Below are 21,957 nucleotides of genomic sequence, written 5' to 3'. Positions count from 1 at the left end.
TCGATCAGCCCGATGACAGGTTCAGCGCGCGCCGCAGGAAGTCCAGCTGGTGGAGCAGCAGGTTCTCCTGCACCGACTCGTCGGAGGGCAGGTGCGTCGCGCGGGGGAGCGGCAGCACCTCGTGCGGCCGTCCCGCCGCCAGCAGCGCGGCCGAGAACCGCAGGGTGTGCGCCGCCACCACGTTGTCGTCCGCCAGCCCGTGCACCATCAGCAACGGACGGCTCAGTGCGGACGCTTCAAGGATCGGCGAGCAGCGGTCGTAGGCCTCCGGGTGCTCGGCGGGGTGGCCGAGGTGCCGCTCCCGCCAGTGCGTGTCGTACAACCGCTGGTCGGTGACCGGGGCGCCGGCGACGGCGGCGTGGAAGACGTCCGGGCGCCGCAGCACCGCCAGGGCCGCGAGGTACCCGCCGAAGGACCAGCCCCGGACGGCGACCCGGCCGAGGTCCAGCGCCGGACGCAGCCGCGCCGCCTCCCGCAGCGCCGTGACCTGGTCCTCCAGCACCGGGCCCGCGAGGTCCAGGTGGACGGCCCGCTCCCACGCCGGGCCCCGCCCGGGCGTGCCCCGCCCGTCCACCGCGAGCACCGCGAACCCCTTTTCGGCGAACCACTGCGACACGTAGGCCCACCAGGCCCGCTCGGCGGTCACCTTCCGCATCGCGGGCCCGCCGTAGGGGTCCATGAGCACCGGCAGCGGGCCGTCGCGGTGCCAGGAGGGCAGGAACAGCGCGGCGCGCAGCTCGCGAGGGCCGAGCACCAGCATCTCGACCCGCGGCTCCAGCACCGGCCGCTCGGCCGCCGAAGCGATCTCCACCCCGACCGCCTCACGCGCCTGCATGGCCTGCATGGCTTGCATGGCCTGCTCCGCCGCCCCCTGGACCGCCTCACGCGCCTGCACGGCCTGCTCGCCCAGCCCCTGGACCACCTGGCGTACCTGAGTGGCCTGCTCGCCCGGCCCATGGACCGCCTCGCGTGCCTGCGTGGCCCGCGCGGACGGTCCACCGTCCGCGCTGGACGCGGCGTCGCTGAGCACGACCGCGCGGGTGCCCGAGCGGTCGAGGGTGCGGGAGACCAGCACGGTCGTGCCCGCCCGGTGCGTGCCGGTGTGCACGCCCGGCTCCCGGCTGACCCGGCGCGGCCCCGACACCGGGTCGTACACCCACACATCAACGCACGTCGGGTCCTGGGCGGCGGCGAACAGCACCGTCTCGCCGTCCACCGCCAGCACCGCGTCGAGCTGGAGTCCCGGGGGAGTGACCGGGTGGCCGTCCGCGAGCAGCCTGCGCGTGTCGTCCAGGTCCGCGCTGGTCAGCAGGACGCCCCGCGCCGTGCGCGCCGGCAGGCCCGGCACCAGCTCCACCCAGGCGTCGTCGCGCTGCTCGGCCAGCACCTCGGTCGCGCCGGTGGCGGGGTCGACGCCGAGGACCAGCACCCGGCGCTGGTCGCGGCTCTGCACGGCCGCGTAAGGTCCGCAGGCGTCCCACCCGGCCCCGGTCAGGTACTCGAGCGCCTCGGCGTCCCAGTCCACCGCCGTGGGACTCGCGCCCTCCGCGCCGTCCGCGTCGGCGATCCACAGGCTCACCTCGGCGTTGGCCGTGCCGGCGGCGGGGTACGGGAAGGAGACCGGCGGGCGGGAAGGGTCGGCGGGGTCGGCGATGTGCCAGCGCTGGACCCGGGCGGTGTCCACCCTGGCCACCAGCACCCGCCGCCCGTCCGGCGCCCACCAGTACCCGCGGTGCCGGCCCATCGACTCGGCGGCCACGTGCTCGGGAAGGCCGAAGACGACCTCGGGGCCGTCCGGCGCGGCGACCACCCGGTCCCGGCCGCCGTCGGCGTCCACCACGCGCAGCGCGCCGCCGCCGACGTAGGCGACGCGCCGCCCCGCCGGGTCCGGGCGCGGGTCGACGACCGGTTCGGCGGCCGGCAGGCGGCGCACCGCCCCGTCCGACGTGCGGCAGGTCCACAGGGCGCCGGACAGCGCGAAGGCCAGCACCTCGCAGGCGCCGTCGGCGGCGTAGGCGACGATGCCGGACGACAGCTCGCGGGCGCGTTCGCGGCGGATGCGCTCCTCGGGCGACAGCCGTTCCTCCTCGCCGCGCAGCAGCGTCAGCGGGTCCACCAGCAGCCGCTCCCGCCCGGTCGCGACGTTCAGCGCCCACAGGCAGGAGACCGGGTCGTCCCCCGCCCTGGTGCGCAGGAAGAAGACCGTGCCGCCGTCGGGCGACACCGTGAAATGGCGGGGCACGCCGAGCGAGAACCGCCGGGTGCGGGCGAGCTGCCGCGGCAGCGAGGTCGGCGGGGACGGCGGTGACGCGGCGGACGGCGGCGATGTGGCGGGTGGGGGTGACGCGGCGGGTGGGGGTGACGCCGGGGCCGGGGATGCGGGGGAAACGGCCATGCTTCTCCTTCGTCGAGACGCCGGCCACCGCACCGCGTTCCGCTCTCAGGGCAGGACGCGCGACGGCGGCCGTGCGACCGGCGCGTGCGCGCCGATTGACACCTGAAAAGCAGGATGGCCGCCCCCGGAACCGGGAAAGCGGCCTTGTACAGGGAGAAAGTCTACCACTCCTGCCCGCCCGGCCCCTCCGCCGCCGCGACGATCACGGAGAGGCCGGCCTCGGCGCACCCGCCCGGACGTCCATTGACCGGTCAGGACAACGGCACGTCCGACGCCCACGTCTCGCGGTAGGCCGCGACGAGCCACCGGTTGACGCGGTCCATGTCGGGGTGCTCGGGCAGGTCGCAGACCGGGATGAGCCGCTCGAGCCTGTCCTCCAGGTCGGCGGCGAGGTTCAGGGCCTCCTCCCTGGTGTGCGCGCCCTGCCGCATGCCGACGATGAGCGACCGCCAGGGCTCCGGCATGGGCAGGGTGATGCGGCCCGTCTCGAGCAGTTCGACGCCCTGGACGCCGAGGCGAACCATGTGCCCGGCGTATTTCGTGTCGTATCCGTACCGCGCGATGAGTTCGGGCCGGTTGGTGCGCTTGCCCTGCGGGTGGTCCACCATGCGATCGCGCTGCGAGCGCAGATAGCCGAGGAACCGGTGGCCTGCCTGCCGGGACAGCACCAGACCCGGGTCCGCGCGCAGGTCGCGCCCGAGGTCGGTGACCGACACGATCTCGGACTCGGGGACGAACAGCGGCAGCAGCACGGTGGGGTTGCCGCCCACGGCCAGGCGCATCCACTTGCGCAACGAGTACACGGTCAGGTCGAGATCACCCGGGCCGGAGCGGACGCCTTCGGGCTGGGTGCGGTACACGTACTGGTCGAAATGGCGCAGGCCGATGACGTAGTCCGGCGGTTCCAGGCAGATGCCCATCTCGTCGCGGTCGTCGGTGCCGGCGATGGCGGTACCGTGCACGCCGGAGCCCACCTGGCAGCGCAGGATGGTCAGCGCGCCCGCGATGGCCTCGTGCTCGGGGGTGGAGTGCTTGGTCCAGCTCAACGGACGCCACCTCTCTTTCGCTACGTGGCCGACCGATCACCTCTGGCCACGTGATCGTCTCTCGCGCCGTGACTCCGGATCATCTCTCGCGCCGCCTGCCTGGAGCAACGGAGTTATCCCCAGGGTGCCTCCGCCCCCGCGTGGACGCCTCGTTCTCGGTGGATCATGCTCGGAGCCGTTTCCCCGACCCCGGCGCCCGGGCGTGGTGAACCTTTCACGCCCGCTCCCCCTTCTCTGCACCACGATCCAGGTCACGCGCGCCCGGATCCGCCCGGGCGGGCGCGACCTGGCCGGGCGCCATCCGCGACGCGATAGTGCGGGAGCCACTCGCCTCCCGGACGCGCGAGCGTCCGCGTACAGGGCGAGCGGTCCCCCTTATCCGGCCGCAGGAGGATCGCATGCGCAAAATCAGAGCCCTACTCGTCTCGGCCGCTCTGGCCGCCGGCCTGTCGCTGTCGCTGGGCACGGCGCCCGCCCAAGCCGAAAGCATCCGGTACGTCTACTTCCTGTACTCGGACTGCGTGAACGGCGGGCAGCTCGGCATCCAGTGGGGCTGGTGGACCTCCTACTACTGCTCCTACCAGAGCGTCGGCCCCAGCGACTACCGGTACTTCCTCTACGCCTGACACCTGCCGGCGTACCTGACGAAACAGCACGCGGTGCGCGGCGCGGGCCACCCGCGCCGCGCACTCACCTTCCCCGGCGGCCCGCCGCGCTCAGTGGCGGACGTGCAGCCGCCGCTTCGCATCGTCAGGCGGACACCAGGGTGACCGGTCGCCCTGGAGCGGGGGAGACGAGCAGGTGGTCGAGGCCGGCTTCGGAGAAGGCGGTGTGGACGTCCGCCTGGTCCTCGGTGAAGTGGCTCCAGCCCTCGACATGGAGCGGCACGACCTGCCGGGCTTTCAGCAGGCGCGCGGCGACCACCATCTCGGCGGCGTTCAAGGTGAGCCGCTCGTCGAGCATGGGGACGCGGACGGCGCCGCCGAACAGCAGCGCGACGTCGATGGCCGGGAACCGCCCGGCGATGAGCTCCACGTACTCCAGCGAAGCGTTGTCCCCGCTGACGTAGACGGTGGGCGACCCGGCGCCGGAGAGCACGAAGCCGGTGACCTGACCGACGATGGGCTCGCTTCCCGGCGGGCCGTGCAGGGCGGGAACGGCGGTGACGCGAACCGGACCGACGTCGTGATGCTCCCAGGGGCCCAGCGGAGTGACGCCGGTGTTCGCGGCGGCGTCGGGTGTGCTCAGGGTCAGCGGCGCGGCGGCCATCGCCTCGCGGCCCAGCTTGTCCAGGTTGTCGGGATGCTGGTCGTGGCTGAGCAACACCATGTCCACCGGGCCGAGGTCGGCGAAGGAGAGAGCCGGGCCGGTGGTCTTGGTGAGCGTGAGCGGCCCGACGGAGTGATCCCCCGGCGGATCGAAGGTCGGATCGGTGAGGATGCGCAGCCCGCCGAGCTCCAGCAGGGCCGTCGGGCCGCCGATCACGGTGATGGTGGTCGTCATGAGCAACTCCGTTCGCCGCGCACCGCCGGGCATCTGCGAACCACGTTAACCGAACGGACGCGGGCCGTCTCGGCATGTCATGGCCGCCGCCGGGCGGCCATGACGAGCCCTCCTCACCACACCGCGCTCATCGGCCTCGGGATCTTAGACCGGCAGTACCCGCAGTGCGGGATAATTGGCCGAGTTCAGGTACACCTTGTCGGTGCCGTGTTCCTTCTCCAGCTCCAGAACGAACCGGTAGCGGTAGACCCCCGGCTTGGCGTCGCTCATCACCGCCCCGGCCCAGTAGTAGTAGACGGCGGTGTACTGGTCGCGCATCCGGTCGGGAGCCCCGTAGACCTTGAGTTCGGTCATGATCCGGCGCTCGGCGACGTCGTCCTCGTCGCCCTTCTCGATGTCGAGGAAGACCAGGTTGTTGATCTTCGGCATCGGGGGCCAGGTGCCGTCCGGACGGCGGTGCATGTCGATCGGGCGGACGATCCAGTTGATCACCTGCCCCTGCTTGCAGATGGTCTCCAGATGGTCGCCGCCCTGCCCCACGCCGCCGACGCTGTTGTCCATCATGTAGAGGCAGCCGTCCAGGGACTTGGTCGCGGCGGCCTTCTCCATGTCGACGAGGGTCACCACGTTCAGCTGGACGGAGTTGAGCTGGCCGCGATCGGCGAAGTCCGTGGCCGCGTACGCCTGGGTCATCGGCCTTCCTTTCCTTCGCCGGCCGCCCCGGTCAGGGCCGGCCGGGCGGTGGGAGTGAACGGCGTGCCGACGGTGCCGAGCAGGAAGGAGAGCCGGTACGGCACCGGTTTGGTGAGGTCCTGCTTGACCTCGGCGGTCCAGAAGACGATGTCGGTGCCGGGGTACACCTTGCGCGTGGGCTCGGCGATCCGCGGGTCGATCTCGATGTCGGCGAGGGTCACGTAGGTCTCGCACTCCAGCGGGATCACGTTCCACAGCAGCGTGTCGCCCTTGCGTACCCGGCTGTGCAGCTCCGGGGTGCCGAAGCCGGAGGACCCGGCGGCCTTGTTGGTGTCGTAGAGGTAGAGGTTGTCGTCCAGGTTCTCCGACGCCAGCGCGGCCACGGGGTCGATCACCGCGGTGATCGTCACAGGCCGTGCGGGCCGGTGTTCGGACTGTCGGTTCCTCGGGGGCAATGCGGCTCCTTCGTTCGCGAGGATGCTCCGGGTCGGGCCGGGTCAGACGGCGGGAGGGACGGCCGGGAGGGGGAGGACGCCCAGTCCGGCGCCGGTGAAGGCGTTGCGCTTCGGGTCGTTGGTGATCTTGAGGCTGGACTCGCAGGTCAGGTCGACGGACTGCCAGACCAGCTCGTCGTCCTGCTCGACCAACTCGTGCAGCTGGACGTGCACCGTGTACGGGTAGACCCCCGGCCGGCTCGTGTCCACGGTCGCGGCCCAGTACCAACCGTCGTAGACCATGTCGGGCGACCCGTACTGGGCCGGGTACATGATCTTCTCGCTGACGGCCTGGCCGGTGATGTCGGTGATCACCGGGGCCGGGTAGTTGTACGCGGCGGCGCTGTCGGTGGTCTTCCCGGTGACGTCCAGCAGCTTGGCCGCGGTCAGGCCCCGCCCGCCGGCCTGCTTGCGGGGACGCTTGCCGACCCTCTGCTGCAGCCGCGTCAGCTCGGCGCCGCTCGCCTGGCCCTCGCCGCCGAGCGCGGCCAGCTGCTCCAGCGTGCGCCGGTCGTGGGCGCGCTCCTGCTCGGCCAGGTAGTTGCGCGGCACCGTCGGAGGGATCGCCCCGAGCGCCGCGGGCAGCCAGTTCAGCACCTGCTCGGTCGCCTGCGACCCGTCGAGGAAATAGGTGCCGGGCACGATCGTCACCAGTTCCCCGGTGCCCTCCCCGGCCGAGCCGAGGAACTTCATGTTGTCGAACCAGTAGGTGTTGCCGTCGAGGGATCGCGTCCGAAGCGCGTTCTCGACGTCGAACAGCACGATGATCCCGTGTTGCTGTGCCATGGAACCGCCTTTCGCAGAACGTGGCTCACACGCGCAGCAGCGCGGGCGAGTCGATGTGCAGCACGCTGTTGGGCCCTTCGTGGAGCTTGAGCGAGAGCCGGTACCGGTAGGGCACACCGGGCGCCATGGTGTAGGGCACGATGCCCTCCCACACCAGCAGGTCGTGGTTCTCCTGCCCGTCGGAACCCGTGGCGTCGGACGCCGGAACGGCGGGGGGCTCCACCGGGTACGGCGGCACGCCCGGGTCCTCCGAAAGCGGGACGGCCGCGCCGGGCAGGAACTCGATGGCCTGGATCTCGACCGGGGTCTGCACGTCCACGTGGATGGGCGTCCACTGGACCACCTGCCCCGGGACCACCGCCGTGACGAGGTCGGGGGTGCCCTGGTGCCGGCTCCCCGCCGAGCTGTCGTCGACCAGCGAGATGTTGCCGTTGTGCAGCGTCCGGTCGGACAACGCCCCGACGGCGTCGACCATCACGACGATGCTGACCTTCTCCTTCATCGATCCTCCTTGTCGGATTTCCTGGGCTGACGGGCGGCCACGTGCTCAGCCCCGGTCCCTGACCAGCGGCGTCTTGCCGACGGCGGTCCGCTCGATCTGCGGCGAGGAGGGGGGGACGAACACCAGCCGGAACTCGTATCCGGTCTGCTCGATGGCCATCGCGTTCGCCTCCCGGTCGTTGAACAGCGACAGGGAGCTCGGCAGCGCCTGGGTGAACAGCCGCCGCGTCCCGCTCGGGCCGAGGCCGTGCTCGACGGCCGCGGCCGTGCCCTCGGCGTCGTCCACCGCCGCCAGCAGAGTGAGGGTCCGGTCCTCACGGTGGTTGTGGAACTGGACCTCGTGCGCGATCAGGTCCAGATCGACGCCGGACGCCATGTACAGCCGCCCGCGCAGGGCGGCGTAGGCCAGCGTCGCCGAGTACTGGCTGTCGTTCAGGTGCAGCACATCGGCGGTGCGCCCGGCGAACTCGAACCGCTCGGTGCGCAACCCCGGCCCGTCCAGGGCGGGGCGGCGGATCATCCGGTCGCCGAGCTTGAGCCGGAGCAGCGGCGTCTCGTCGGCGTGCAGCCGGGTGACGACCAGCTCGCCCTCCTCCCCTTCGGCGACGGCACGGCCATGCTCGTCCACGATCTCCACCAGGTGCAGCCCCGGCACGGCGGACAGCGCCGGCGAGGTGTGGTCGAGCTGGAGCCCCACGCATTCGGCCTGGGTCGCGGCGAAGTAGCTGAGGATCGACACGTTGGGGAAGAACGCCTGCAGCTCGTCCCGCTTGCGCTGCGGCAGGGAGCCGCTGCCGTACATGGCGACCCGGAAGCTCGCCCTGGCCTGCGGCGTCAGGCCCGCACCGAGCTCGGGCAGGAGCGCGATGCCGGCGGTGATCCCCATCAGCGCCTTGTGACCGGGGTAGGAGAACATGTGCTCCAGCACCGGTGCGCTCACCGGTCCGGCGCCGATGTAGTTGACTCCCGGGACCTGGGACAGGACGCCGCCGACCATGGTGCCGCTGCTCCACATCTGGTAGTCGGCCAGGGTGGTGAACAGCCAGCGCGGCCCGGGGCCGCTCAGGTAGCGGCCGAGCTGGTAGGCGCCCATGAACGCCCCGGCGATGCGGTAGGTGTCGCGCAGCTCCCTCAGGGAGTACACGATCTCCAGGGGCATGCCGTCACCGGTGCCGCCGCTGGCCACCACCTCGAACCCGCCGCGGTCGAGCGGCACGACCATGCCGGCCCGCGCGCCCATGAACATGTCCCGCTGCACGATCTTGTCCGAGAGCGGGATCCGCTCCCACTCGGACATGTCGGTAGGGGCGCTGCGAATGCCGAAGTAGTGCAGCCGCTCGCGCCACAGCGGGTTGAGCAGGGCGATGCCGACGAGCTGCTGCAGCCGGCGGAACACCAGCGCGTCCTGCAGGCCGAGCGGGGACTCGCAGTACGGAGTTCCGGTGAGCCGCCCGCACTCCTCCAGCTTCTCGCCGAACGACGGCAGCCGGGTGACGTCGTCCACGGAGCGGGGCCGCAGCTCCTCCTCCGGGATCAGTCGTGCCGCCAGGTCCGCCGAGGCGGTGACGTCCAGATCGGTCATGGTCATGAATGACTCCCGTCGCGCTGGTCGTGCCGGGCCGTGGCGCTCGCGCGCAGCACTCGTTGCCCGATGTCCCTGATTTCGGCGATGAGCATGGCCAGGTGGTCGGCGTCGATCAGGTGGTTCATCACCACCACGCGCAGCGCCGCCACCCCGTCGATGTCGACCTTGGAGATGAAGAAACGCCCGCCGTCCCGGATCCGGTTACGGATCTCCAGCTGCAGCCGGTGCACGGTCGCCGGGTCCACCCCGTCCGGCCGGTACCGGAAGCACAGGATGTTGGACTCCGGTTCGTGCGCCACGGCGAAGTCCGGCTCGGCGGCGACCATCTGGTACGCCTGCCGGGCCACCGCGCACAGCCGGTCGATCTTCTGCGCGAACAGCGCCGGCCCGTAGACCGACCAGACCGCCCAGAGCGGCATGATCATCGGACGCTTGGTGCACTCGAAGTTCTTGTCCGCGCTGTCGTAGGCGCTGTAGACGTCCGGTTCCTCGTCGAAGACGTAGCTGGCACGCTGCCGGAACGCGCCGCGCGCCGCCGTCTTGTCGCGGTAGAAGAGCAGCGTGCAGGGCGCCGGCATGAACAGCATCTTGTGGGCGTCCCAGGTCAGGGAGTCGGCCCGCTCGATGCCGCGCAGCTTGTGCCGGTGCCGGTCCGACAGCAGCAGGCTCGCCCCGTGCGCCCCGTCCACATGGAGCCACAGCCCATACCGGCGCGCCAGGGCCGCGAGCTCCTCCAGCGGGTCGAACGCGCCCATCGACGTGGTCCCGGCCGTGGCCACCAGGCAGAACGGCCGCAGGCCACGCCGGTGCGCTTCGTCCAGCGCCGGGGCGACCAGATCGGGACGTATGCGCCCGGCCCGATCGACCGGGAGCCGGACGATCTGCCGTTCTCCGATGCCGAGCACGCCCGCCGCACGCGTGATGCTGTAGTGCGCCTCCTCGCTCACCGCGATGGCGGGGCGACCCGGCGTGCCTCCGGCGCCGGCCGTCCAGATCTGCGGGAAGGCGCGGTTGCGGGCGGCGAGCAACGCGGTCAGGTTGGCCAGGGAGCCTCCCGAGGTCGTCACCATGGCGAACCGGTCGGGGTCCCCGCCGATGTACCGATTGAGTTCCTCGGCCATGAGCCGCTCGGCGACGTTCGGGAGCTGCCCGGCCTCGTAGAAGGAGGAGGGCTGGTTGACCACCGAGCCGACCAGGTCGATGAGGCTGGCCAGTGGCACCACGCCGGAGAACTGCCGGCCCATGTAGCCGGGTGAGTAGACCGGGATCCCGGTCTCGGTGTACAGGTCGACGATCTGGTTCACCCGATCGGCGTCGAAGTCGGCGATGCCCTGCCGTTCGAGGGTCATCAACTCCCGCGCGGCCTTCAGCAGCGCCTCCGGGTGCAGGAGGTCGAGTCCCCGGACCGACTGGTCGACCAGATACGCCGTCAGGCGTCTGACGATGTTCACGGCGCCGTCGTGGAAACGTCCGGGGTCGAAGGCCGCGGTGAGACCGGGCGTGGGCGAATGGGAACTTTCACCGGTCACCGGCTGCGGAAAGGAACTCTGGACATCGGAAAGCGAACTCGTCACGGAGAGGACTCCAAATTGGTCCGGAGCCGAGAAACCCTCACACGGTCGCGTTCGGCAGGGAATTCGGGCATGGCGAACTGAATTCCCGTGCGATCACATGAAAGATCTCGAGAACAAAGGACGATCTGCGGTGGAACGTCGAGAGAGGAAGAGCTTCCCGGCGGCCGGGACGCGAGGTGGATTCATGCCCTTACGGACATGACCTGACCCGTTGTATCGGTCCAATACCTGAGCGGAATGCCGGTCGATGACAGTGGCAGGGCGTGCGAGGGACTCTTGACCTTCTGGTAACGCTACGTCCAAGTGGCTCAGCCGGTTCGGCGGCGATGTCGTCGATGATCAGATTCTGGTGGAGGTCCACCGTGGATGGAACACGGTGAATCCCGCCTTACTCTCACCTGTCGCACTCAGCGGCACGCTCGTCATGTAGATGACCTAATCATCGCCGACAGGCCGGCGCAAGGCCTCAGATGGAGATGGGCTGTCAGAATCAGGCCACGGTCCCGCATGGTGATGGAGGTGCGGGCATGTTCTGCTAGGTCTGGTTTATCGCATCTTATGAGTTTTTCTCATAGATCCTGATGGTGATGTGTGCAGGTCATAAAGCCGGCGGAGAACATCGGACACCGGCCGGTCGCCCGCACGCATGATCGGCGCCCGGCGAGTGCCCCTTGTCCAGGAGAAGGTCTCCGCTTTTCGGTCATGGCGAAAGAGGGAGCTGTGCGCGCCAGGAAGATAAAGCACCCGGATCGAGCTCGCCGACGCCATTTTCGAGTACCCGGAGATCTGATATAACGGACGGCGACGTCACAGCAGCCCGAAGATACCGGCGCCGATAGCGTTCAAGAACACGATCAGCACGGCACGAAATCCACATATCGGACTCAAAGAAACCCCGGGCACGCCAAAACCTCACCCAAGCCGGAGCCATTCACCTGCTCACATTGGAAATCCTGGCCGGCACGGCGCTCTCCCCGCTGATCGCCGGCCGGAGCCTCTCGTTATCGGCGCTTTCCTGGGAGAGAATTCCGTCACGACTCCCCCGCACCGGCGTTGCGGTTCATCCGCGCCGGCTCCGAGTCGACGAAGATTTTCCGAGACGAGGCCGAGGACCTCCGGCACACCATCCCGCGGGCCACCTGCACCGCGGTCATCGCGCCGCGCTCTTCTCTGCTTTCACCGGCTGTGCTTCCTGCCGTACGCCTCGGTGCTCCCGTCCCATAACGTGCCCACCCATTACTCGCACGGCATATCCGGAATTCGACGCGGTCCCACCCGAGAGAGGATCCCATGACCACTCCTACCACCCCGGTTTCCAGCCTTACCGCGGCCGAGATCGAGCGGACCGCCGTCCTGGTACGCGAGGCCGGTCTGGCCGGCGAAAGCGTCCGCTTCGTCTACGTCGGCCTGCTCGAGCCGCACAAGCAGGAGGTGCTCGCGTTCCACGCCGGAACCGGGCCGAGACCCGACCGCCGGGCGCGGGCGCTGCTGCTCGACACCGCGACCGGCGACGCCCGGGACGTGACCGTCGATCTCACCGCCGGCGCGGTGGCCGCGATCACCGACGTCGACGGCTCCCACGGCGGGATGCCCATCCTGGTCGAGGAGTTCATGGCGGTGGACGGGATCCTCGCCCAGGAGCCGGCCTGGGTGGACGCGCTGACCAAGCGCGGCCTGACCCCGGAGCAGGTGAGATGCGCGCCGCTCTCCGCGGGCTCCTTCGACCTGCCCGGCGAGCAGGGCAGGCGCATCATCAGAGTGCTCTGCTTCGCGGTGTCCGACCCCGACGGCCACGTCTGGGCGCACCCGGTGGACGGGCTGAGCGCCTACGTCGACCTCGTCGAGAGGAAGGCGACCGAGGTCATCGACATCGGTGTCCTCCCGCTGCCGCGGGAGCTGAGCGACTTCCATCTCCCGCGAGGGCGCCCGGCGCCGTTGGAGACCTTGAGACCCATCGAGATCACCCAGCCCGACGGGCCCTCGTTCCAGGTCGAGGGCGACCGGATCACCTGGGCGAACTGGTCCTTCCACTTCGGGTTCGACGCCCGCGAGGGCCTGGTGCTCCACCGGCTCGCCTACGCCGACCCCGACCACGACGGCGAGGTCCGGCCCGTCGTCTACCGCGCCTCCATCGCCGAGATGGTGGTGCCGTACGGGGATCCGGCGCCGGTCCGGTTCTGGCAGAACTACTTCGACACCGGCGAATACCTCTTCGGCCGATTCGCGAACTCACTCACCCTCGGCTGCGACTGCCTCGGCGAGATCCACTACGTCGACGTCGACCTGGCCGACGAGACCGGCGACGTGCGGCGCATCCCCAACGCGATCTGCCTGCACGAGGAGGACCACGGCACGCTCTGGAAGCACACCGACATCTACACCCCGAACTCGGCCGAGGTCCGCCGCCAGCGCCGCCTGGTGATCTCGTTCTTCACCACGATCGGCAACTACGACTACGGCTTCTACTGGTACCTCTACCTGGACGGCAGGATCGAGTGCGAGGCCAAGCTCACCGGCATTCTGTTCACCTCGGCCTACCGCGGGCCGCGAGAGTGGCCCTACGCCGCCGAGGTGGCCCCGGGCCTGGGCGCCCCGTTCCACCAGCACCTGTTCAGCGCTCGCCTCGACATGATGGTCGACGGCCCGCGCAACGCGGTCGACGAGGTCGACGCCGTCCGGGTGCCGGTCTCGCCGGAGAACCCGTACGGCAACGCCTTCAGCTACGCCCGCACCCGCATCGCGAGCGAGGCCGAGGGGGTGCGCAGCGCGGACGCCTCGGTCGGGCGCACCTGGCACGTGGTGAGCACCGAGCGCACCAACCGGCTCGGCCGGCCGACCGGCTACGTACTGCGCGCCCAGCAGAACCCCACCCTGCTGGCGGACCCGTCCTCGTCGATCGCCGCGCGGGCGGCCTTCACCACCCGGGATCTGTGGATCACCCGGTACGCGCCCGACGAGCGGTACCCGGCCGGCGAGTTCGTCAACCAGAACCCGGGCGGCGACGGCCTGCCCGCGTACGTCGCGGGTGACCGGCCCCTGGACGGCGAGGACGTCGTGCTGTGGCACACCTTCGGCGTGACCCACTTCCCGCGGCCCGAGGACTGGCCGGTGATGCCGGTGGACCATGCCGGTTTCTCGCTGACGCCGTACGGGTTCTTCGACCGCAACCCCACGCTGAACGTGCCGGCCAACGAGGCAAGGCACTGCGAGCACCATCACGATGACTGAGACGCCGGCGCGGTTGCGGTGATGGTCGCAGTGAAAAGCCCCGGACGGAGATCCGTTCGGGGCGGTCTATCTGGGTGGGGCTACCAGGACTTGAACCTGGGACCTCTTCCTTATCAGGGAAGCGCTCTAACCGTCTGAGCTATAGCCCCGCTGGCGGAGAGAAGACTATCGCCTCCGTGGCGCGGAAGCGAACGGTCTCACCGACAGGGAAAAGCTTACCGTGCTCCGAGGCCCGTCCGCGCCATGGATTCCGCCGGTGATCGCCCGCGCTGGCGGAGCCGCGGGCGATCGGGGGCGTCGACGGCGTGTGCCCGGCCGCGGGCCACGGGTGGGGTCACTCGGCCTCGCTGAAGGTCACCTCGACGCCGCCGACCAGGTCGGAGGCGACGTTGTAGATGACGGCCCCCAGCGTGGACAGGGCGGTGATGAGGACGACGTTCACCGCGCCGAGCAGGGCGGTGTAGCCGAGGATGCGCACCGGCTCGAACCAGGACTTGATGTCGATGCCGGCGCTGGTCTTGCCGTCGGGCACCGTGAGCTGCGTCACGGTGTTGACGATGGAGTCGAAGACGCCGAGCGCCGACAGCACCCCGTACAGGACCGCGACCGCCACGAAGAGCACCACGAAGCACACCAGCGAGACGACGAAGCTGAACTTCATCGCCGACCAGGGCTCGACCCTGCGCAGCACCAGGTGGGCCTTGCGGGGCGCCTTGGGGGCCGCCGGCTTGTCGCGGGGCTCGGGACGGGCGCTGGTCATGGGGTCGGGCGTGGACAGGGCCGACACGGCGCCGAAACCCTGCCGGGTGCCCGCGTTGCCCGGACGGGCCCCGGGGCCGGAGCCGGGCGTACCAGGGCCCCCACGACCAGAGCCGGGCGCTCCGGGACCGCCGGGAACGGCGCCCGACGAACCGGGACCTCCAGGGGCGGTACCGGGCGAGCCGGGGCGTCCCGGGCCGGAGCCCGGTGTGCCAGGGGCCGGCGAGCCGGTGCGCGGGGCGGCGGGCGCGGGACGCGGGGTGGCCGCAGGCGCGGGACGCGCGCTCGGACCGGCGTTCGGCCCGGGCGCCGGAGGCGCCTGCGGCTTGGGCGAGGGCCTGGTGGGGCCGGCGCCCTGGCCGTCGGCGGCGGGCGACCAGGAGTTGTCGGGCACCGAGGAGGAGCGGATGTGCAGCGTCGCGTCCGCTCCCTCGCCACCTGCGGCGGGAGCCGCCGCGTCGTCGTCGTTGGACACGACGACAACCCTGTCATCACTCTGGTCGGCCGGGGAACGGACCTTGCCCGTACTTTCCGAGGTGTTCACGCTCTCCGTCACCTGATTGCGCGTCGAGGAGTTCACCGAGGACGCCGGACGGGCGGCCTTTGGCGTGGCGCGTTTGCGGTTCGCCGAGGTGCCGGTCGGTTTACCGGGCCCGCCGGAACCACCGGAGTTGGCCTGAGGGCTCATTCCTCGTCATCTCCCCCGTTGTCCTCGGAGTCCAGCGCTTCGGCGTTGCGGGCGAGGGCAACCACGCTGTCTCCCTCTGAGAGGTTCATCAGGCGCACTCCCATGGTCTGGCGGCCGGACTGCTTGATCTCACCCGCACTGGTCCGGATCACCCCACCGGCAGAGGTGATCGCGAACACCTCGTCCTCGGGGCTCACCATGACTGCTCCGACCAGCTTGCCACGGGCACTCACAATCTTCGCAGTCAGTACACCTTGCCCGCCTCTTCCTTGAACAGGATATTGATCCGCGGGTGTCCGCTTCGCATACCCACCTACGGTGGCGATAAGCACGTCGGCGCCGTCGCTGACCACGTTCATGGCCAGCAGTTCGTCGCCGTCGAGGAAGCGCATGCCGATGACGCCGCTCGTGGCCCGGCCCATGGGGCGCAGGGCCTCGTCGGAGGCGGTGAAGCGGATGGACTTGGCGCCGCGCGAGACCAGCAGCAGGTCGTCCTCCTCGGAGACCAGCCGGGCCGCGATCACCTCGTCGTCGTCGCGGAGGTTGATGGCGATCAGGCCGCCGGACCTGGGGGAGTCGTACTCCGACAGGCGGGTCTTCTTCACCAGGCCGCTGCGGGTGGCGAGCACCAGGTACGGGGAGACCTGGTAGTCGCGCAGGTCCAGGACCTCCATGACGTGCTCGTCGGGCTGCATGGCCAGGAGGTTCGCCAGGTGCTGGCCGCGCGCGTCGCGGCCGGCGTCGGGCAGCTCGTAGGCCTTGATGCGGTAGACGCGGCCCTTGTTGGTGAAGAACAGCAGCCAGTGGTGCGTGGTGGTGACGAAGAAGTGCTCGACGATGTCGTCCTGGCGCAGCTGCGCGCCGCGCACGCCCTTGCCGCCGCGCTTCTGGGCGCGGTAGAGGTCGGTCTTGGTGCGCTTGGCGTAGCCGCCGCGGGTGATCGTGACGACCATGTCCTCTTCGGCGATGAGGTCCTCGATGGACATGTCGCCGTCGTAGGCGATGATCTCGGTCTTGCGCTCGTCGCCGTACCGGTTGACGATCTCGCCGAGCTCGTCGCCGACGATCTGTCGCTGGCGGCTCGGCGACGCCAGGATCTCCTGGTAGTCGGCGATCTGCGTCATCAGCCCGTTGTACTCGTCGGTGATCTGCTGGCGTTCGAGGGCGGCCAGCTTGCGCAGCTGCATGTCCAGGATGGCCTGGGCCTGGATCTCGTCGATCTCCAGCAGCTCCATCAGGCCGCCGGACGCCTGCGCCGCCGAGGGGGAGCGGCGGATCAGGGCGATGACCTCGTCCATGCGGTCCATCGCCTTGAGCAGGCCGCGCAGGATGTGGGCGCGCTCCTCGGCCTTGCGCAGCAGGTAGCGCGTGCGCCGGACGACGACCTCGATCTGGTGCTCGACGTAGTGCTTGACGAACTGGTCGATGCGCAGCGTCCTCGGCACGCCGTCGACCAGGGCCAGCATGTTGGCGCCGAAGGTCGTCTGGAGCTGGGTGTGCTTGTAGAGGTTGTTCAGCACGACCTTGGCGACCGCGTCGCGCTTAAGGACGATCACCAGGCGCTGGCCGGTGCGCGAGGAGGTCTCGTCGCGCACGTCGGCGATGCCGTTGACCCTGCCGTCCTTGACCAGCTCGGCGATGGTCAGCGCGAGGTTGTCCGGGTTGACCTGGTAGGGCAGCTCGGTGACGACCAGGCACTGGCGGCCCTTGGGGTCCTCCTCGACCTCGACGATGGCCCGCATGGTGATCGAGCCGCGCCCGGTGCGGTAGGCGTCGTCGATGCCGCGCCGGCCGACGATGAGCGCGCCGGTGGGGAAGTCGGGGCCCTTGACGCGCGCGATGAGCGCCTCGAGCAGCTCCTCCTCGGAGGCCTCGGGGTTCTCCAGGCACCACTGGACGCCGGAGGCGACCTCGCGCAGGTTGTGCGGCGGGATGTTGGTCGCCATGCCGACCGCGATGCCGGCCGAGCCGTTGACCAGGAGATTGGGGAACCTGGACGGCAGGACCATCGGCTCCTGCGAACGGCCGTCGTAGTTGGGCTGGAAGTCGACGGTCTCCTTGTCGATGTCACGGAGCATCTCCATGGCGATCGGCGCGAGACGGCACTCGGTGTACCGCATGGCGGCGGCCGGGTCGTTGCCGGGAGAGCCGAAGTTGCCCTGGCCGTCGACCAGCGTGTACCGCAGCGCCCACGGCTGCGCGAGCCGCACGACCGTGTCGTAGATCGAGGCGTCGCCGTGCGGGTGGTAGGAGCCCATCACGTCGCCGACGACGCGGGAGCACTTGAAGTATCCGCGGTCGGGCCGGTATCCGCCGTCGTACATGGCGTAGAGCACGCGCCGGTGCACCGGCTTGAGGCCGTCCCGCACGTCCGGCAGCGCCCTGGACACGATGACCGACATCGCGTAGTCCATGTAGCTGCGCTGCATCTCGGACTGGATGTCGACCGGTTCGATGCGGTCGGCGGGCGGCCCAGGCGGGGTGTTGACTTCCGTCACGGGTGGTACGTCCTTTTCGGAGATGAGTCTGTACGGCAGCCGTTACACGTCAAGGAACCGGACATCCCTCGCGTTCCTGATGATGAACGACCTGCGCGCCTCGACGTCCTCGCCCATCAGCACGGTGAACATCTCATCGGCCTGGGCGGCGTCGTCGAGGGTGACCTGAAGGAGGACCCGGGTCGCCGGGTTCATCGTGGTGTCCCAGAGCTGGGCGGCGTTCATCTCGCCCAGACCCTTGAAGCGCTGAACGCCGTCGTGCATGCGCGGGTCGCGCCGGCCGTTGGCGATGCCGGCCTCGATGATGGAGTCGCGCTCGCGGTCGGAGTAGGCGTAGCTGGCGTCCTCACCCTTCCGGTCCCACTTGATCTTGTAGAGCGGGGGCTGGGAGAGGTAGACGTGCCCGGCCTCGATGAGCGGCCTCATGAAGCGGAACAGCAGCGTCAGCAGCAGGGTGGTGATGTGCTGACCGTCGACGTCGGCGTCCGCCATCAGGATGAGCTTGTGGTAGCGGAGCTTGGCGATGTCGAACTCGGCGTGCACGCCGGTGCCGAGCGCGGTGATCAGCGCCTGCACCTCGTTGTTCTTGAGCACGCGGTCGATGCGGGCCTTCTCGACGTTCAGGATCTTGCCGCGGATGGGCAGGATGGCCTGGAACTTCGGGTCGCGGCCGCCCTTGGCGGAGCCGCCCGCGGAGTCGCCCTCGACGATGTACAGCTCGCACTTCTCGGGCTCGGTCCACTGGCAGTCGGCGAGCTTGCCCGGCAGCCCCGAACCGGCCTCCAGCAGCGACTTGCGCCGGGTGAGGTCGCGGGCCTGGCGGGCCGCGATGCGGGCGCGGGACGCCTGCAGCGACTTGTTGATGATCTCCTTGGCCTCGCCCGGGTTGCGCTCGAACCAGTCGCGCAGGGAGTCGTTGCAGGCCTTCTGCACGAACGACTTGGCCTCGGTGTTGCCGAGCTTGGTCTTGGTCTGGCCCTCGAACTGCGGGTCGGCGAGCTTCACCGAGATGATCGCCGTGAGGCCCTCACGGATGTCGTCACCGGTGAGGTTGTCGTCCTTGCCCTCCTTGAGAAACTTCTGCTCGCGGGCGTAGCGGTTGACGATAGTCGTCAGCGCCGCGCGGAAGCCTTCCTCATGGGTGCCGCCCTCGGCGGTGTTGATGGTGTTGGCGAAGGTGTAGACCGACTCGCTGTAGGACCCGTTCCACTGCATGGCGATCTCGACGGAGATGCCCTCGCCCTCGGACTCGAAGTCGATGACCGAGTTGTGGACCGGCTCCTTCTTGGAGTTGATGTGCTTGACGAAGTCGGACAGACCGCCCTCGTAGTGGTAGGTCACCACATGAGGCTCGCCGTTCACGTGGTCGGGCCGCTCGTCGCGGATGACGATCGTCAGGCCCTTGTTCAGGAAGGCCATCTCCTGGAAGCGGCGCGACAGGGTCTCGAAGTTCCACGTGGTGGTCTCGAAGATGGTGTCGTCGGCCCAGAAGGTGATCGAGGTACCGGTCTCCTCGGTGGGCTCGCCCTTGACCAGGGGACCGGTGGGCTTGCTCTCGACGTACGACTGCCGCCAGTAGTGGCCCTCCGTCTTGATCTCCACCTCCAGGCGGGTGGAGAGGGCGTTGACCACCGACACGCCGACGCCGTGCAGGCCGCCGGAGACGGCGTAGGACTTGCTGTCGAACTTGCCGCCCGCGTGCAGGACGGTGAGGACGACCTCGACGGCGGGCCGCTGCTCGCCGGGGACGATTCCCACCGGGATGCCGCGGCCGTTGTCCACTACCCGGACGCCGTTGTCCGCGAGGAGAGTGATCTCGATGTGGTCGGCGTAGCCGGCGAGTGCCTCGTCGACGGAGTTGTCCACAACCTCCTGGACCAGGTGGTGGAGACCACGCTCTCCGGTCGAGCCGATGTACATGCCAGGGCGCTTACGAACCGCCTCAAGCCCTTCGAGAACGGTGATTGAGCTAGCGTCGTAGGACAAGTGCCAAATCCTCCTGCCGCGGACACGCGACAGGAGAGGCCGTGATGCGGCTGCTCCTGCCGTGCCCGTCACCGTCGTGAGTGCCTCGATGCGACCACCCGTGGGAGATCGGCGCGCGGCCGGGGGTGACTCGCATGCGGACGTGTCCGGAATCCGAGTTCATTCTACCGGTCAGAAGCGCATCAGGTGGCATTGACGGCCGCTGTGGTGGCCTGTCGGGCGTTGGATGCCTTACTGAGCATCCCCCCACGGGGGAGGGGGGTCACCGCCGCCACCGTGATTCTGATCGGTTTCCCCGGGGAAGGGCCTCCTCCGTCGCCGGTCGGGCGACGCTGTGAGCCCTTTGTCAACCATACGTGTCACGGGGGCCCCTGCTGCCGGTAACGCGCAGCCCGCCCGAGGGCCTCGGGCCGTTCTGCGGCCCGCGGACCTTCACCCGCTGGACGGTGCCGTCGCCGAGCTCCTCGTTCAGCCGTCTGACCAGGGTGGAAGCGAGCAGCCGCACCTGCGTGGCCCAGGCGGTGGAGTCGGCGACGACCAGCACCTCGCCCTCGGAGAAGGTCTCCGGTTTGGTGTGCGCGGCGAGATCGGGCCCGACGATCTCGTGCCAGCGCCCGAACACCCCGCCGACCGCGAGCGGCTCCTCCCACCCCCGGTCGGCCAGCAGATCGCGGATGGCACGGCCGAAGAGCTGCGGATCGCCGGCGTCCCGGCGGGCGGCCGAGCGGCGGCGGGGCTCGCGCCGGGGAAGCTGCCCGCGCTTGGCGGCGTCGGCCTTGGCCTGGGCGAGCTTCTCGCGCGCGAGCGCCGCGCCGCGTGCCGCGACGATGTCGGGCGACTGGACTCCGGAGGTCTCACCTGACACGGGCGACGCTCCCTTCCGCGACGTCGAACCGGGCGCCGGACAGCTGTGCGGGGACGTCCTCGGGCACCGCCGCGGTGATCAGGACCTGCTCGGCGGAGGCGACGATCTCGGCCAGGCTGCGCCGCCTGCGCGCGTCCAACTCGGCGAAGACGTCATCGAGGATCAGCACAGGGTCGCCGCCCTCGGCCCTGAGCAGGTCGTAGGCGGCCAGGCGCAGCGCCAGCGCGAACGACCAGGACTCGCCGTGGCTGGCGTAGCCGCGCGCGGGCAGGTCGCCCAGCCGCAGCAGCAGGTCGTCGCGGTGCGGGCCGACGAGGGTGACGCCGCGTTCGAGTTCGGCCTGCCTGACCGCGAGCAGACTCGCCCGCAGCGCCTCTTCCAAGGCGGAACGGTCCGGCAGGGCCTCCTCCGGGCCCGGAGCGCCCAGAGTGCCTGGGGTGCCTGGGAGTGCCGCTTCGGGCGCTGTGGACGGCCCTGGGGCCGTGTGGCCCTCGCCGGGCGGAGACGGCGGCAGGCCGTCCACCGCTGTGGACAACGTGTGGCGGTACTCCATGCCGGCGGGGGCGGACGACGGGGCGAGCAGCGCGTAGGCCTTGGCCACCAGCGGGCGCAGCGCCGCCACGAGCTGGAGGCGGGCGGCGAGCAGCTCGGCGCCGTGGCGGGCGAGGTGGGCGTCCCAGACCTCCAGCGTGCCGAGCGCGTCCCCGGCGCCGGCCGCCGCGAACCCCGCCTCGGCCTCCTGCCGGCGCGAGCTCTGCCTGCGGCCCGGACGCGCCTGCATGGCGCTGCGGAGCAGGGCGCCCCGCTGCTTCAGCACCCGCTCGTAGTCGGCCCGCACCCCGGCGAAGCGGGGCGCCCGGGAGACCAGCAGGTCGTCCAGGAACCTGCGCCGGTCGGCCGGGTCGCCCTTCACCAGCGCGAGGTCTTCGGGGGCGAACAGGACCGTGCGCAGCAGGCCGAGGATCTCGCGCGGCCGCGCGACCGGGGCGCGGTTGAGGCGGGCGCGGTTGGCCCGGCCTGGGTTGATCTCCAGCTCGACCAGGGCGCGCCGGTCGTCGCGGACCACCACGGCACGGACGATCGCCCGGGTGGCGCCCTGACGGACCAGCGGCGCGTCGGTCGCCACCCGGAAGCTGCCGAGTGTCGCGACGTACCCCAGGGCCTCGACGAGGTTGGTCTTGCCCTGGCCGTTCGGGCCGACGAACGCCGTCACCCCCGGCTCCAGGGCCAGCTCCACGGAGGAGTAGGACCGGAAGTCGGTCAGCGACAGGTGGGCGACATGCACCCCACGAAGGTTACTGGGCCCCTACGACAACATCAGTACAACCTCCGACACCGTTCACAGCGCCACCACCA

General features: G+C 70.3%; 16 protein-coding genes and 1 tRNA gene. 2 read left to right on the top strand and 15 right to left on the bottom strand.

What is annotated here, in order from left to right:
• Positions 1-4 precede the first annotated feature (4 nt).
• The gene (locus ABZU32_RS31365) at positions 5-2,395 is read right to left on the bottom strand and encodes a prolyl oligopeptidase family serine peptidase (RefSeq protein ID WP_354927691.1); all 2,391 of its coding nucleotides are present in this window, start codon (positions 2,393-2,395) and stop codon (positions 5-7) included.
• A gap of 251 nt (positions 2,396-2,646) precedes the next feature.
• Complete coding sequence (locus ABZU32_RS31360; RefSeq protein WP_354927689.1) at positions 2,647-3,441, bottom strand: nucleotidyltransferase domain-containing protein; 795 nt, start codon at positions 3,439-3,441, stop codon at positions 2,647-2,649.
• Positions 3,442-3,839: 398 nt separating this feature from the next.
• On the opposite strand from ABZU32_RS31360, the gene ABZU32_RS31355 reads away from it, so the two are divergent.
• Entirely contained in the window at positions 3,840-4,067 is a 228-nt protein-coding gene (locus tag ABZU32_RS31355) for a hypothetical protein (RefSeq protein WP_354927687.1), read from the top strand.
• A gap of 124 nt (positions 4,068-4,191) precedes the next feature.
• Here the strand turns inward: ABZU32_RS31355 and ABZU32_RS31350 are convergent, their stop codons facing one another.
• The 7 genes from ABZU32_RS31350 to ABZU32_RS31320 form a co-directional block, all read right to left on the bottom strand.
• On the bottom strand, positions 4,192-4,944 hold the full coding sequence (locus ABZU32_RS31350; RefSeq protein WP_354927685.1) for an MBL fold metallo-hydrolase: 753 nt from the start codon (positions 4,942-4,944) through the stop codon (positions 4,192-4,194).
• 144 nt (positions 4,945-5,088) lie between these two features.
• Positions 5,089-5,637, bottom strand: coding sequence for a hypothetical protein (locus ABZU32_RS31345; protein WP_354927683.1), 549 nt, complete (start codon positions 5,635-5,637; stop codon positions 5,089-5,091).
• The gene (locus tag ABZU32_RS31340) at positions 5,634-6,032 is read right to left on the bottom strand and encodes a hypothetical protein (RefSeq protein WP_354927681.1); all 399 of its coding nucleotides are present in this window, start codon (positions 6,030-6,032) and stop codon (positions 5,634-5,636) included. The genes ABZU32_RS31345 and ABZU32_RS31340 overlap by 4 nt, the downstream gene beginning before the upstream one ends.
• Before the next feature lie 102 nt (positions 6,033-6,134).
• A complete protein-coding gene (locus tag ABZU32_RS31335) occupies positions 6,135-6,917 on the bottom strand; it encodes a hypothetical protein (RefSeq protein WP_354927679.1) in 783 nt (260 codons plus the stop codon).
• Positions 6,918-6,942: 25 nt separating this feature from the next.
• A complete protein-coding gene (locus ABZU32_RS31330; RefSeq protein ID WP_354927677.1) occupies positions 6,943-7,419 on the bottom strand; it encodes a hypothetical protein in 477 nt (158 codons plus the stop codon).
• Between the two features lie 45 nt (positions 7,420-7,464).
• Positions 7,465-9,006 carry a hypothetical protein gene (locus ABZU32_RS31325; protein ID WP_354927675.1) on the bottom strand — a complete coding sequence of 514 codons (1,542 nt, stop codon included), beginning with the start codon at positions 9,004-9,006 and terminating at the stop codon, positions 7,465-7,467.
• Complete coding sequence (locus ABZU32_RS31320; RefSeq protein WP_354927673.1) at positions 9,003-10,454, bottom strand: pyridoxal-dependent decarboxylase; 1,452 nt, start codon at positions 10,452-10,454, stop codon at positions 9,003-9,005. Before ABZU32_RS31320 ends, ABZU32_RS31325 begins: the two co-directional genes overlap by 4 nt.
• A gap of 1,413 nt (positions 10,455-11,867) precedes the next feature.
• On the opposite strand from ABZU32_RS31320, the gene ABZU32_RS31315 reads away from it, so the two are divergent.
• Positions 11,868-13,805, top strand: coding sequence for a primary-amine oxidase (locus ABZU32_RS31315; RefSeq protein WP_354927671.1), 1,938 nt, complete (start codon positions 11,868-11,870; stop codon positions 13,803-13,805).
• Between the two features lie 75 nt (positions 13,806-13,880).
• On the opposite strand, the gene ABZU32_RS31310 is transcribed toward ABZU32_RS31315, so the two are convergent.
• The 6 genes from ABZU32_RS31310 to recF all read right to left on the bottom strand — a co-directional run bounded on the left by ABZU32_RS31310 (position 13,881) and on the right by recF (position 21,886).
• Positions 13,881-13,954: transfer RNA gene (locus ABZU32_RS31310), tRNA-Ile, on the bottom strand.
• A 185-nt stretch (positions 13,955-14,139) separates the two neighbouring features.
• Entirely contained in the window at positions 14,140-15,039 is a 900-nt protein-coding gene (locus tag ABZU32_RS31305) for a DUF3566 domain-containing protein (protein WP_354927669.1), read from the bottom strand.
• 209 nt (positions 15,040-15,248) lie between these two features.
• On the bottom strand, positions 15,249-17,750 hold the full coding sequence (gene gyrA, locus ABZU32_RS31300; RefSeq protein WP_354927667.1) for a DNA gyrase subunit A: 2,502 nt from the start codon (positions 17,748-17,750) through the stop codon (positions 15,249-15,251).
• A gap of 42 nt (positions 17,751-17,792) precedes the next feature.
• On the bottom strand, positions 17,793-19,736 hold the full coding sequence (gene gyrB / locus ABZU32_RS31295; protein ID WP_354927665.1) for a DNA topoisomerase (ATP-hydrolyzing) subunit B: 1,944 nt from the start codon (positions 19,734-19,736) through the stop codon (positions 17,793-17,795).
• 346 nt (positions 19,737-20,082) lie between these two features.
• The gene (locus ABZU32_RS31290; RefSeq protein ID WP_354927663.1) at positions 20,083-20,601 is read right to left on the bottom strand and encodes a DciA family protein; all 519 of its coding nucleotides are present in this window, start codon (positions 20,599-20,601) and stop codon (positions 20,083-20,085) included.
• Positions 20,591-21,886: a DNA replication/repair protein RecF gene (gene recF / locus ABZU32_RS31285; protein WP_354927661.1), complete on the bottom strand. Its 1,296-nt coding sequence runs from the start codon at positions 21,884-21,886 to the stop codon at positions 20,591-20,593. Before recF ends, ABZU32_RS31290 begins: the two co-directional genes overlap by 11 nt.
• Positions 21,887-21,957 lie beyond the last annotated feature (71 nt).

Source organism: Sphaerisporangium sp. NPDC005288 (genome assembly GCF_040607475.1).
Classification (GTDB): domain Bacteria; phylum Actinomycetota; class Actinomycetes; order Streptosporangiales; family Streptosporangiaceae; genus Sphaerisporangium; species Sphaerisporangium rhizosphaerae.
This window is presented reverse-complemented; position numbering and strand designations above follow the sequence as displayed.